The following is a 13179-nucleotide window of genomic DNA, read 5'->3' as shown; positions in this document are numbered from 1 at the left end:
TGTTTTTGGTATTGTCAATAGGAACATATTTTGTTCGTGAAGCTTTTTCTAATATAGCACAATATTTTTGAAATCTGTTCACATTTTGCGAAAGAAACTATGTTATAATTATTATAAATAATGAATTCTATGTTAGAATGATTATAAATTAAAGTTTGGGTGTTGGGGGTGTAAGGAAAGCTATGCATATACTTGTTGTGGGAGTAGATTATAAATCCGCCCCTATTGAGATACGTGAAAAAGTAAGTTTTCAGCCGAATGAGCTTGCAGAAGCGATGGTGCAGCTAAAAGCAGAGAAAAGCATTCTCGAAAATATCATCGTATCTACCTGCAACCGCACTGAAATTTATGCGGTAGTCGACCAGCTCCATACCGGCCGTTATTATATAAAGAAATTTTTAGCTGACTGGTTTCACTTAAGCAAAGAAGACCTGTCGCCGTTTTTAAGATTTTATGAAAGCGATGCGGCTGTTGAGCATTTGTTCCGTGTAGCCTGCGGATTGGATTCTATGGTGATCGGTGAAACGCAAATTCTCGGCCAGGTGCGCGACAGCTTCAAAACAGCTCAGCAAGAAAAAACGATCGGCACGATTTTTAATGAGTTGTTTAAGCAGGCGGTTACAGTGGGTAAACGGACTCACGCCGAAACAGACATTGGCTCTAACGCAGTGTCTGTTAGCTATGCGGCCGTTGAGCTTGCGAAAAAAATCTTCGGAAACCTTTCAAGTAAGCATATATTGATCCTTGGTGCAGGAAAGATGGGCGAGCTTGCAGCCGAAAATCTGCACGGACAGGGAATCGGAAAAGTGACCGTCATTAACAGAACATACTTGAAAGCGAAAGAACTTGCAGACCGTTTCTCCGGTGAAGCGCGAAGCTTAAATCAGCTTGAAAGCGCGCTTGCAGAAGCCGATATTTTAATCAGCTCTACCGGTGCGAGTGATTTTGTTGTGTCTAAAGAAATGATGGAAAACGCGAATAAGCTTCGCAAAGGCCGTCCTTTATTTATGGTGGACATCGCCGTGCCAAGAGACTTGGATCCCGCTTTGAACGATCTAGAAGGCGTCTTCCTTTATGATATAGACGATCTTGAAGGGATCGTAGAAGCGAACCTGAAAGAGCGGAGAGAAACCGCTGAGAAGGTTGAACTGTTAATTGAAGAAACCATTGTTGAATTTAAACAATGGCTGAATACACTCGGTGTAGTGCCCGTCATTTCCGCATTGCGTGAAAAGGCGCTGGCAATCCAGTCTGAAACGATGGACAGCATCGAACGGAAGCTGCCTCATTTGACGACAAGAGAGAAAAAACTTTTGAATAAACATACGAAAAGTATCATTAATCAAATGCTCCGCGACCCGATATTAAAGGTGAAAGAACTTGCGGCAGAGGCTGATTCTGAAGAAAAGCTGGCTTTGTTTAAGCAGATTTTTGATATAGAAGAAGCTGCGGGCCGGCAAATGATCAAAAGCGTTGAAGGCAGCCAAAAGGTCCATTCTTATAAGAAGGCTGAATCAAGAGCGGGGTTTGCCCCACTTGTAAGTGAGTGAAAGCTGAATGATTGATACTGCAATGGCAAGACTTAATGAAGGGACAATCGTCATTTACGCATTAAGTGTACTCTTTTATTTTATAGATTTTCTTCAACACAACCGGAAGGCTGGGAAAATGGCCTTCTGGTTGCTTTCTATTGTCTGGACTCTGCAAACCGTGTATTTAGCCTACTTTATGTGGGTGACGGGGCGGTTTCCGGTATTAAATGTGACGGAGGCGCTTTATTTTTATGCTTGGGTGCTTGTCACACTGTCACTTGTACTGACAAAGCTGCTGCGTGTTGATTTTATTGTGTTTTTTACAAATGTAATAGGGTTTGCTATGATCGCCATTCATACATTTTCACCGACGGAGCAGCAGTCAGCGGCTTTTTCGGGTCAGCTCGTATCGGAGCTGTTAGTAATTCATATTACAATGGCGATTCTTTCTTACGGCGCTTTTTCCCTTTCTTTTGTATTTTCTGTGCTCTATTTGTTTCAATATCATCTCTTAAAAAAGAAAAAATGGGGAAAGTGGCTGTTGAGAATAGAAGATTTGTCTAAGCTTGATTATATGGCGTATGTTCTGAATGTTATCGGAGTTCCGATGCTTTTGCTGAGTTTGATTCTTGGTGTCATTTGGGCGTATGTGTCTCTAGAAACGCTGTATTGGTTCGACGCCAAAGTGCTTGGTTCGTTTGTCGTCCTGCTTCTCTACAGCTATTATCTCTATATCAGGCTGATTAAAGAGCTTCAGGGGAAGGTCGCCGCACTGTGGAATACGGCTTGTTTTCTCGTGCTGATGATCAATTATTTCCTGCTCGGAAGCCTGTCTCAATTCCATTGGTTCAGTTAAATAATGTGCCCAAGCAGATTCGGGAGGAAAGAAAAAATGAGAACGATAAAAGTAGGTTCCAGACGGAGCAAACTCGCTATGACCCAAACAAAATGGGTGATTCGCAAACTGAAGGAAATCAATCCTTCTTTTGCTTTTGACATAAAAGAAATCGTCACAAAGGGTGACCGGATTGTTGATGTTACCCTGTCAAAAGTGGGAGGGAAAGGGCTGTTTGTCAAAGAAATCGAACAAGCGCTTTTAAACGAAGACATTGATATGGCGGTTCACAGCATGAAGGATATGCCTGCCGTTTTGCCTGAAGGCCTTGTGATCGGCTGTATTCCTGAACGGGAAGATCCTCGTGACGCTCTTATTTCAAAGAATCGTGTAAAGCTTTCTGAATTGAAGGAAGGTGCTGTAATCGGCACAAGCAGTTTAAGAAGAAGCGCGCAGCTTTTGATTGAGCGCCCTGACATTACAATTAAATGGATTAGAGGTAATATAGATACGAGACTTCAAAAGCTGGAAAACGAAGATTATGACGCAATTATTTTAGCAGCAGCAGGGCTTTCCAGAATGGGCTGGAAGCAGGATGTCGTAACTGAATTTCTTGAGCCTGAGCGCTGTCTTCCGGCTGTTGGCCAAGGCGCTCTTGCAATTGAGTGCCGCGAATCCGATCGAGAGCTTTTAACGTTATTTTCTCAGTTTACGGATGAGTACACAAAACGGACTGTACTGGCAGAACGTGCCTACTTAAACGCGATGGAGGGCGGCTGTCAGGTGCCGATCGCCGGCTACTCGGTGATAAACGGCCAGGATGAAATTGAACTGACAGGGCTTGTGGCTTCGCCTGATGGAAAAATCATTTTCAAAGAAACCGTCACCGGAAACAATCCGGAGGAAGTCGGTAAGCGCTGTGCAGCTCTCATGACTGATAAAGGCGCTAAAGATTTAATCGATCGCGTAAAACGGGAGCTTGATGAGGATGGTAAATGATTTTCCTTTGAAAGGAAAAACAGTGCTTGTCACCCGAAATAAGACACAGGCAAAATCGTTTCGGCAGAAAGTGGAGCAGCTTGGCGGAAAAGCGGTATTGGCCTCATTGATCACGTTTCGCCGAGCTCTGCCGAATGATCTGGCGGAACAGGTGCGAATAGATCTAACCATACCCGGCTGGCTTGTGTTTACGAGTGTAAATGGAGCGGATTTCTTTTTTTCTTATCTGAAAGAAAATCAGCTTATTGTTCCCAGTCATAAAAAAATTGCGGCTGTTGGTGAAAAAACCGCACGCCGTTTAGAATCGTACAACGTATCGGTTGATGTAATGCCTCATGACTATATTGCAGAACAATTGGCGGACGCTCTTAAGCAGCATGCCGAACCGTCAGAACGGATTACAGTCATAAAAGGCAATTTATCTCGCGATGTGATAAAAAAAGAGCTTACGCCTCTTGGCTTTGAGGTGAAGGAATGGGTCGTATATGAAACTGTTCCTGATGAAGATGGCATCGAGGAATTAAAAAATGCCGCGAATCAGTATTCATTTGATTATGTGACATTTACAAGCTCATCAACCGTACATACATTTATGCATGTTTTGGGAGAAGGAATAAAAAAATGGCCGGCGCACCAGACGGCCTGCATCAGCATCGGACCGTTAACGAGGGACGCTCTGCTGTCGTACGGAATCACGTCGTATATGCCTGATACATTTACAATTGACGGCATGCTTGATTTAATGTGCCGCATGTCTAGAAAGGAAGATAGAATATGAGTCAATCATTTAACAGACACCGCCGTTTGCGGTCATCAAAAGCAATGAGAGAGATGGTGAAAGAAACTCGTCTGCATCCATCTGATTTTATTTATCCGATCTTTGTCGTTGAAGGTTTAGAAGGAAAAAAAGCTGTTCCATCAATGCCTGATGTTTATCATGTATCTTTAGATCTATTAAAGGATGAAGTGGCTGAGCTGGTCAGTCTCGGAATTCAATCCGTCATTGTTTTCGGCATACCTGAAGAAAAAGATGATTGCGGAACGCAAGCTTACCATGACCACGGGATTGTGCAAGAAGCAATTGCCGAAATTAAAAAGCACTTCCCTGAGATGGTTGTCGTTGCTGATACATGCCTATGTGAATATACAGATCACGGACATTGCGGTCTCGTCAAAGACGGACAGATCCTGAATGATGAATCCTTGGAGCTATTGGCACAGACAGCTGTCAGCCAAGCAAAAGCCGGAGCGGATATCATTGCGCCTTCTAACATGATGGACGGATTTGTGACGGTTATCAGAGAAGCGTTAGATAAAGAAGGCTTCATCAATATTCCGATCATGTCTTACGCCGTGAAATATTCAAGTGAGTTTTACGGTCCGTTCCGTGATGCAGCAAACAGCACGCCTCAATTTGGCGACCGCAAAACGTATCAAATGGACCCTGCCAACCGTCTTGAGGCACTCCGTGAAGCCCAATCAGATGTTGAGGAAGGCGCGGACTTCCTGATTGTGAAACCTTCACTTTCTTATATGGATATCATGCGGGATGTAAAAAATGAGTTTACATTGCCGCTTGTGGCTTATAATGTAAGCGGAGAGTATTCTATGGTGAAGGCTGCAGCTCAGAACGGCTGGATCAAGGAAAAAGAGATTGTCTTAGAAATTTTGACAAGCATGAAGCGTGCTGGTGCCGACCTGATTATTACGTATCATGCAAAAGACGCAGCAAAATGGCTTGCGGAGTAATTTTAATCAGTTGACAGGAGTTGAGGCAGATGAGAAGCTATGAAAAATCAAAAGCGGCTTTTAAAGAAGCGCAAAAACTCATGCCGGGCGGTGTAAACAGCCCCGTTCGCGCCTTTAAATCGGTAGACATGGACCCGATTTTTATGGAGCGCGGAAGAGGCTCTAAAATCTATGATATTGATGGAAATGAGTATATTGATTACGTCTTGTCATGGGGGCCTTTAATTTTAGGACACACAAATGACCGCGTTGTAGAGAGCCTCAAAAAAGTGGCTGAATACGGGACAAGCTTCGGGGCTTCGACTGAGGTGGAAAATGAATTGGCGAAGCTCGTCATTGACCGAGTGCCGTCAGTAGAAATTGTACGGATGGTCAGCTCAGGAACCGAGGCGACCATGAGCGCGCTTCGTTTGGCAAGAGGATATACAGGCCGCAATAAGATTTTAAAATTTGAGGGCTGTTACCATGGACACGGAGATTCTCTGCTGATTAAAGCGGGTTCAGGAGTGGCAACACTCGGTCTGCCTGACAGTCCGGGCGTACCTGAAGGAATAGCGAAAAACACCATCACCGTTCCGTACAATGATTTAGAAAGTGTAAAGCTTGCATTCCAACAGTTCGGTGAAGATATTGCAGGCGTCATCGTAGAACCGGTTGCCGGAAACATGGGAGTAGTTCCGCCGCAAGAAGGCTTCCTGCAAGGATTGCGTGATATTACTGAACAGTACGGCACGCTGCTGATTTTCGATGAAGTCATGACTGGTTTCCGGGTCGATTACAAATGCGCCCAAGGCTATTTCGGCGTAACGCCTGATCTGACTTGCTTAGGAAAAGTGATCGGGGGCGGACTGCCTGTCGGCGCTTATGGCGGTAAAGCCGAAATTATGGAGCGGATCGCTCCGAGCGGTCCGATTTATCAGGCAGGTACGCTGTCAGGCAACCCGCTTGCGATGACGGCTGGACTCGAAACATTAAAGCAGCTCACGCCTGAATCATACAAGACCTTTATGAAAAAAGGCGACAGGCTGGAAGAAGGCATTTCAAAAGCGGCAGAGGTGCACGGTATTCCGCATACCTTTAACCGCGCAGGTTCAATGATCGGTTTCTTCTTTACAAATGAACCTGTCATCAATTATGAAACAGCCAAAGCATCGGATTTGAAGCTGTTTGCCAAGTATTATAAAGGAATGGCAAACGAAGGTGTGTTCCTTCCGCCGTCTCAATTTGAAGGGCTTTTCCTCTCGACGGCTCATACTGATGAAGATATTGAAAAAACAATTCAGGCAGCTGAGAACGTATTCGCTGAGATCAGCCGCGGATAAGTACGATAAAAACCGGTATCAAGGACATCCTTGTACCGGTTTTTCTATGCTTCCCCATTCATATTTTCTCCATTTCATACATACACCTTTAGTGACATCTAATTTTAAGGATTAGATGAAAGGAGGATATGAACTTGCCGCAAAATCATCGATTGCAATTTTCTGTAGAAGAATCGATCTGTTTCCAAAAAGGACAGGAAGTTTCTGAACTGCTTTCCATTTCATTAGATCCTGATATTAGGGTTCAGGAAGTAAATGATTACGTTTCAATCAGAGGATCGCTTGAACTTACAGGTGAGTACAACATAGATCAGAGCAAAAATACTGAAGAGTTTTATACCGATAAGCGGTTTGTCGAAGAGGTCAGAACGAGAGAGGATGGAACTGCGGAATTGACTCATTGTTTCCCTGTCGATATTACCATCCCGAAAAATAAAGTCAGTCATCTACATGAAGTTTTTGTGTTTATTGATGCATTTGACTATCAACTAACAGACTCGCGCATCCTGACGATCCAGGCTGATTTAGCAATAGAAGGCCTTCTTGATGACACAGCAGACAGGGAGCAAGACATTCCTCTCTATGAAGCTCCTGATGAAGGTTTTTCTGAGCCGCCAGAGCTATTTGCTTTAGAAGCAGAGGCCAGCGAAGAAGAAGCGCCAGCCGAGCCGCCGGAGCTTCTAGTCTCGGAAGCAGGGCTTCGTGAAGAGCAGGAAAATGAAGAGGAAGAAGCTGAGCGGTCAGAGCCATTGGCTTTAAAAGCAGAGGACAGCGAAGGTATAAAAGCGGAAGAAGCGTCAGCTGAGCCGCCGGAGCTTGTTGTCTCGGAAGCGAGGCTTCGTGAAGAGCAGGAAAATGAAGAGGAAGAAGCTGAGCGGTCAGAGCCATTGGTTTTAAAAGCAGAGGACAGCGAAGGTATAAAGGCGGAAGAAGCGCCAGCTGAGCCGCCAGAGCTTGTTGTCTCGGAAGCGAGGCTTCGTGAAGAGCAGGAAAATGAAGAGGAAGAAGCTGAGCGGTCAGAGCCATTGGCTTTAAAAGCAGAGGACAGCGAAGATATAAAAGCGGAAGAAGAAGCGTCAGCTGAGCCGCCGGAGCTTGTTGTCTCGGAAGCGGGGCTTCGTGAAGAGCAAGCAGATGAAGAGGAAGAAGCTGAGCGGTCAGGGCCATTGGCTTTAAAAGCAGAGGACAGCGAAGATATAAAGGCGGAAGAAGCGCCAGCCGAGCCGTCAGAGCTTGTTGTCTCGGAAGCGAGGCTTCGTGAAGAGCAGGCGAATGAAGAGAAAGAAACTGTACGATCAGAATCAGCTGCTTTAGAACCAGAGGGCAGCAAAGATATAAATGCGGAAGAAGCGAAGCCGCCGGAGCTCATTCTTTCAGAGGCAAGGCTTCGTGAGGAAGCGGAAACAATAGAAGCAGATTCCCCAAAGGCTGCTTCAGGAATAGAGATCCGCGAAAAAGCAGAGGCGGAAGAAGAGCAGGCTGAACTGTCAGAACCGCTTGTTTCAGCGGCGGAAATATCACCTGCTGTAGAAGCTGAGCTTCAGCAAGAGGCTGAGCGTGGTGAAGAAAAAACAGAAAAACCAGATTCTCCTATTCTTGAGCATGCTCTGCGTCAAGAATCCCAAAAAACAGAATCGGAGCTATCGGATCACATAGAGCCTGCACCTCGACAGGATGCAGAACAACTGGAGGAAGTCCAGGAAACTATACGTGAAGACGTTGTTTCTTTAGAAGGAAGCAGAGAGCAGGAAGAAGCGCCAGCTGCACTTTTAAAGGAAGAAGCAGCAGCTCCAACCCTGCATTTTAATCAAAAGATAAGTGCTGAAGGGGAATCTCAGGAAGAAGAGCTTACGCCGGCCTACCGTACCTTCCTGCCGGAACAAGATTCAGAAGAGCATTCCTTTTATTCAGCGCCTAAGCTGCTGGAGGAAGAAGAGCAGAAGAAAGAAAGCTTTGAAATTGAAGTGAGAAAAACACCTTCACCTGAAGAACCTGAGGAAGAGGCGTCTTTTCATTCTTACCAGCTGCCAGACACTTCCGAACCTGAAAGGAAGGAAACAGATGCTGTTGCTGGGACTGTTCCTGCTGCTCAAACAAAGGAAACTGAAACAAAGGAAAATCATAATTCTCTTTATTTAACAAAACTCTTTACAAGAGAAGAAGATGAGTTTTCTAGAATGAAAATCTGTATTGTTCAGCAGGAAGATACCATTGAACGTTTATGCGAACGATACGACATTACCTCCCAGCAGCTGATCAGGATGAATTCTTTGGCGCTGGATGATGAATTGAAAGCAGGGCAGATTCTTTATATCCCTCAATACAACAGCAGCCATGCGTAAGCCGTAAGCGATCGGAAAATGTGGTGAATGGAATGGAAGATGTCCAATCGGTTCTTCAGGAATACGGACTGACGGCTCAATTTATTGAGCCAGTCAGTTCTCGTGTGTGGAAAGTGTATTCAGATTATGGGGTATTTGCGCTGAAAAAAATGAAATCGGTTCGCGGCAAACATTTTACAGATCAAATGGTGGCAATTGAGGAAAAAGGCTTTCATTCCTTTGTTCCCATTTACAGAACAAATGAGGGAGAGTTTTTCTTCGGAGGCGTACAAACTGGAGACTCCTATTACTTAATGCCTTGGCTCCAATTTGACCAAGAGGAAGAGCAGGATCAGAAACATGCCTATCTATTTAGAGAAACAGCCCGCCTTCACGAGAGAACTGCGCAGGAAATCAAGGTCAGGCGTGAAGACATTGAACGCCACTATGAACAAACGAGAAAAAAGTGGGAAAATGAAAAGATCATTTATGAACAGTTTGTAGACAGAGCTGAGAAAGAATGGTACCTTTCCCCCTTTGAATTGCAGGCTGTAACCTATTATTCAGAAACCATTTCCGCCGTAAACTTTGCGCTTGAGCGGATTAAGGACTGGTATGAAGCGGCAAAAGAAAAAGGCTCCTCAAGAGTTGTCATTACCCACGGCAGCCTGTCTATTCACCATTTTCTGTACAATGATGCAGGGACCGGATACTTTACGAATTTTGAGAGAGCGTCTGTGGGGCCGCCGCATAACGACTTGCTCGGCTTTTACACACGAATGTTCAGCGGTTTTCCAAAAGCTTGTCCGGAGTGTGTCGATTGGTTTTATGCATATACGAAAGCATTTCCTCTGCATGAGGCTGAAATCAGTCTTTTTCTCAGTTACATGGCTTATCCGGCAGCGGTGTACAAAGTGCTGAACCGCTATCAGACCGGGAAAAGACGGCGTGAAAAAGATGAATGTACACATTTATTAAAGGCATACTGGCAAATGAAAAATATTGAGCCGTTTGTGATGAAAATCCATCAAATTGAACAAGAGAAAAAATTTCAGGCGGAAAACGAGTCCACGTCTTAATTGGCGCGGACTTGTTTGTTTATATCCATTCCAAATGAAGCGCACAGGCTAACAGAATCAATATTGCGAGCAGCAAGACATCAAAGGTTGTCGGAAAGAAAATGGTTCTGATACCTTGGAAAATCGTAATCGGGATAATCACTTGCGCGGATACAAGCCGAATTTGCCTGACCCACGGCGGCAGGGAATAAGAGCTGAAACGTTTCTTCACGGTGCATCCTCCTCTACGCATTTACAAGCATCATATGTATACTTGGTCAATAGGTGCCTGCCCATCTTGTATAGGAAGCAGTATTTTTGGAAAAGATGATTGACGAATCAAAAACACTTTTACTATAATAAAGAACATAAATAAAGTATATAATGAGCTGATAGATACACCTGCTTAGAACGGGAAGAGTACAAGAAAGACGCATGCAGAGAGAGAAGCCGCTTGCTGAAAGGCTTCTTATGTTGTCTGATTGGAAGGTCGCCCGGGAGCATAATTTCTTGAAAGAAGAGTAGAGAAATTCGGGAAACCCCCGTTATCCGTTGAAGCGCATGAACTGACAAGGTTCATGAAAAAAGGTGGTACCGCGAAAGAGCTTTTTCGTCCTTTTCCCAAGGATGAAGGGCTCTTTTTTCGTTCTCAGCCATTTTAAACATGCTGGAGGGTTATGATGGAAACGAATGAACAAACAATGCCGACGAAATACGATCCGGCTGCGGTTGAAAAAGACCGATATGATTTTTGGCTAAAAGGTAAGTTTTTTGAAGCAGGCAGCGATCAGACAAAAGAGCCGTACTCTGTCGTTATTCCGCCGCCAAACGTAACAGGAAGGCTTCACCTTGGCCACGCTTGGGATACCACGCTGCAAGACATTGTAACAAGAATGAAACGCATGCAGGGTTATGATGTACTGTGGCTTCCTGGTATGGACCACGCCGGTATCGCGACACAGGCTAAAGTTGAAGCGAAACTTCGTGAAGAAGGCACAAGCCGATACGATTTAGGCCGTGAGAAATTCCTTGAAGAAACGTGGAAGTGGAAGGAAGAGTATGCTGACTTCATCCGCAGCCAGTGGGCGAAATTAGGGCTTGGCCTTGATTATTCCCGTGAACGCTTCACGCTTGATGAAGGCTTAAACAGAGCGGTTCGCGAAGTATTCGTCAAACTTTATGAAAAAGGCTTGATCTACAGAGGCGAATACATCATAAATTGGGACCCGGCAACAAAAACAGCTTTATCAGACATTGAGGTCATTTACAAGGATGTTCAAGGCGCGTTTTATCACATGAGCTATCCGCTTGCTGACGGATCAGGTTCAATTGAAATCGCGACGACACGTCCAGAAACGATGCTTGGTGATTCGGCCGTTGCGGTTCACCCTGAAGATGAGCGCTACAAGCACCTTATCGGAAAAACGGTTATTCTGCCTATCACAAATCGTGAAATACCGATTGTCGGCGATGACTATGTTGATATGGAATTTGGTTCAGGTGCAGTGAAAATTACGCCTGCTCATGATCCGAACGACTTCGAGCTTGGCAACCGCCATAACTTAGAGCGTATTCTTGTCATGAATGAAGACGGCACGATGAATGAAAATGCGCTGCAATATCAAGGCATGGATCGCTTTGAATGCCGCAAAAAGCTCGTTAAAGATTTACAAGAGGCAGGCGTTCTCTTCAAAATCGAGGACCATCTGCACTCTGTCGGACATAGTGAACGAAGCGGAGCGGTTGTTGAGCCATATCTTTCTACCCAATGGTTTGTGCGCATGCAGCCGCTTGCTGATGCAGCAATTGAATTGCAGGAGAAAGAAGAAAAAGTCAACTTTGTTCCTGACCGCTTCGAAAAAACGTATTTGCATTGGATGGAAAATATCCGCGACTGGTGTATTTCCCGTCAATTATGGTGGGGCCACCGCATTCCTGCCTGGTATCATAAAGAAACCGGCGAGTTATATGTCGGTCTTGAAGCGCCGGAGGACAGCGAAAATTGGGAGCAGGATACAGACGTGCTGGATACATGGTTCAGTTCTGCGCTCTGGCCTTTCTCCACTATGGGCTGGCCTGATTTGACAGCTGAAGACTTTAAACGCTATTATCCGACAGACGTTCTCGTTACAGGCTACGACATCATTTTCTTCTGGGTGTCACGCATGATTTTCCAAGGGATTGAATTTACTGGCGAACGTCCGTTTAAAGATGTTTTAATCCATGGCTTAATCCGTGATGAGCAAGGCAGAAAAATGAGTAAATCTCTTGGCAACGGTGTCGATCCGATGGACGTGATTGACAAGTACGGAGCCGATTCCCTTCGCTATTTCCTGGCGACTGGAAGCTCTCCTGGCCAAGATCTTCGCTTCAGCTATGAAAAAGTGGAATCGACTTGGAATTTTGCCAATAAAATTTGGAACGCTTCTCGTTTCGCGTTAATGAACATGGACGGCATGACATATGAAGAGCTTGATCTTTCAGGTGAGAAATCAGTAGCTGACAAGTGGATTTTAACGCGTTTAAACGAAACGATCGAAAGTGTGACACAGCTAGCTGATAAATATGAATTTGGTGAAGTCGGCCGCCATTTATATAACTTTATTTGGGACGATTTCTGTGATTGGTATATTGAAATGGCGAAGCTTCCTCTATACGGAGAAGACGAAGCGGCTAAGAAAACAACCCGTTCCATCCTTGCTTATGTTCTGGATCAAACGATGCGCCTGCTCCATCCGTTTATGCCATTCTTAACGGAGGAAATTTGGCAGCACCTGCCTCACCAAGGAGAATCCATTACTGTAAGCACATGGCCTGTTGTTGTGCCTGAGCATACAGACACTGAAGCTGCTGCTGACATGAAGCTTCTCGTTGAGCTGATCCGTTCTGTGCGTAATATCCGCAGCGAAGTAAACACACCGATGAGCAAGCAAGTTGAATTGTACATTAAAGCGAGCACGGACGAGGTCGCAGCCCGTCTCGAAGCAAACCGTTCTTATGTGGAACGCTTTACAAATCCGAGCGTGCTGAAAATCGGTACAGATATCGAAGCTGTTGATAAAGCAATGACGGCAGTTGTCACAGGAGCAGAGGTCATACTTCCGCTTGAAGGTTTAATTAATATCGATGAAGAAATCGCCCGTCTGCAAAAAGAATTCGATAAGCTGACGAAAGAAGTCGAGCGTGTCCAAAAGAAACTTGGAAACGAAGGATTTATAAAAAAAGCGCCTGCGCACGTAATTGATGAAGAACGTGAGAAAGAGAAAGATTATGTGGCAAAGCGTGACGCTGTTCAAAAACGAATGGCTGAGCTGAAGGGCTAATGAAAAGCCGAGGCGGTTTCTTGAGAAACCGCCTTGTCTT

General features: G+C 45.0%; 10 protein-coding genes and 1 other annotated feature. Of the genes, 9 read left to right on the top strand and 1 reads right to left on the bottom strand.

The window, feature by feature from the left end:
• Positions 1-182 precede the first annotated feature (182 nt).
• The 8 genes from hemA (at position 183) to cotN (ending at position 9837) form a co-directional block, all read left to right on the top strand.
• Positions 183-1550, top strand: coding sequence for a glutamyl-tRNA reductase (gene hemA, locus WA325_RS05975; protein ID WP_044156696.1), 1368 nt, complete (start codon positions 183-185; stop codon positions 1548-1550).
• 7 nt (positions 1551-1557) lie between these two features.
• Complete coding sequence (locus WA325_RS05970) at positions 1558-2388, top strand: cytochrome c biogenesis protein (protein WP_010335178.1); 831 nt, start codon at positions 1558-1560, stop codon at positions 2386-2388.
• A gap of 36 nt (positions 2389-2424) precedes the next feature.
• Positions 2425-3366 carry a hydroxymethylbilane synthase gene (gene hemC / locus WA325_RS05965; RefSeq protein ID WP_103671732.1) on the top strand — a complete coding sequence of 314 codons (942 nt, stop codon included), beginning with the start codon at positions 2425-2427 and terminating at the stop codon, positions 3364-3366.
• Positions 3356-4144, top strand: a complete 789-nt coding sequence (gene hemD / locus WA325_RS05960) for a uroporphyrinogen-III synthase (RefSeq protein ID WP_248337254.1) — start codon at positions 3356-3358, stop codon at positions 4142-4144. The genes hemC and hemD overlap by 11 nt, the downstream gene beginning before the upstream one ends.
• Complete coding sequence (hemB, locus tag WA325_RS05955) at positions 4141-5115, top strand: porphobilinogen synthase (RefSeq protein ID WP_024122369.1); 975 nt, start codon at positions 4141-4143, stop codon at positions 5113-5115. The genes hemD and hemB overlap by 4 nt, the downstream gene beginning before the upstream one ends.
• A gap of 29 nt (positions 5116-5144) precedes the next feature.
• Positions 5145-6437, top strand: a complete 1293-nt coding sequence (gene hemL, locus WA325_RS05950; RefSeq protein WP_227597953.1) for a glutamate-1-semialdehyde 2,1-aminomutase — start codon at positions 5145-5147, stop codon at positions 6435-6437.
• Positions 6438-6571: 134 nt separating this feature from the next.
• A complete protein-coding gene (locus tag WA325_RS05945; RefSeq protein ID WP_336183318.1) occupies positions 6572-8779 on the top strand; it encodes a LysM peptidoglycan-binding domain-containing protein in 2208 nt (735 codons plus the stop codon).
• Positions 8780-8811: 32 nt separating this feature from the next.
• On the top strand, positions 8812-9837 hold the full coding sequence (cotN, locus tag WA325_RS05940; protein ID WP_336183317.1) for a spore coat protein CotN: 1026 nt from the start codon (positions 8812-8814) through the stop codon (positions 9835-9837).
• 19 nt (positions 9838-9856) lie between these two features.
• Here cotN and WA325_RS05935 read toward each other — a convergent pair whose 3' ends face one another.
• Positions 9857-10048, bottom strand: coding sequence for a hypothetical protein (locus WA325_RS05935; protein ID WP_024122364.1), 192 nt, complete (start codon positions 10046-10048; stop codon positions 9857-9859).
• 166 nt (positions 10049-10214) lie between these two features.
• Positions 10215-10437, top strand: a binding site (T-box leader).
• A gap of 59 nt (positions 10438-10496) precedes the next feature.
• Here WA325_RS05935 and valS point away from each other — a divergent pair.
• On the top strand, positions 10497-13139 hold the full coding sequence (valS, locus tag WA325_RS05930) for a valine--tRNA ligase (protein WP_105990277.1): 2643 nt from the start codon (positions 10497-10499) through the stop codon (positions 13137-13139).
• Positions 13140-13179 lie beyond the last annotated feature (40 nt).

The sequence above is a fragment of the Bacillus sp. 205(2023) genome (assembly GCF_037027485.1).
In the GTDB taxonomy this organism is placed as follows: Bacteria; Bacillota; Bacilli; order Bacillales; family Bacillaceae; genus Bacillus; species Bacillus halotolerans.
The sequence above is the reverse complement of the archived record's forward strand: the minus strand, read 5'-3'. Positions and strand labels throughout refer to the sequence as shown.

Coding starts and splice junctions, on each gene's coding strand:
- hemC (WP_103671732.1), top strand. CDS start 2,425: ATGAGAACGATAAAAGTAGGTTCCAGACGGAGCAAACTCGCTATGACC.
- hemA (WP_044156696.1), top strand. CDS start 183: ATGCATATACTTGTTGTGGGAGTAGATTATAAATCCGCCCCTATTGAG.
- hemD (WP_248337254.1), top strand. CDS start 3,356: ATGGTAAATGATTTTCCTTTGAAAGGAAAAACAGTGCTTGTCACCCGA.
- valS (WP_105990277.1), top strand. CDS start 10,497: ATGGAAACGAATGAACAAACAATGCCGACGAAATACGATCCGGCTGCG.
- WA325_RS05970 (WP_010335178.1), top strand. CDS start 1,558: ATGATTGATACTGCAATGGCAAGACTTAATGAAGGGACAATCGTCATT.
- cotN (WP_336183317.1), top strand. CDS start 8,812: ATGGAAGATGTCCAATCGGTTCTTCAGGAATACGGACTGACGGCTCAA.
- hemL (WP_227597953.1), top strand. CDS start 5,145: ATGAGAAGCTATGAAAAATCAAAAGCGGCTTTTAAAGAAGCGCAAAAA.
- hemB (WP_024122369.1), top strand. CDS start 4,141: ATGAGTCAATCATTTAACAGACACCGCCGTTTGCGGTCATCAAAAGCA.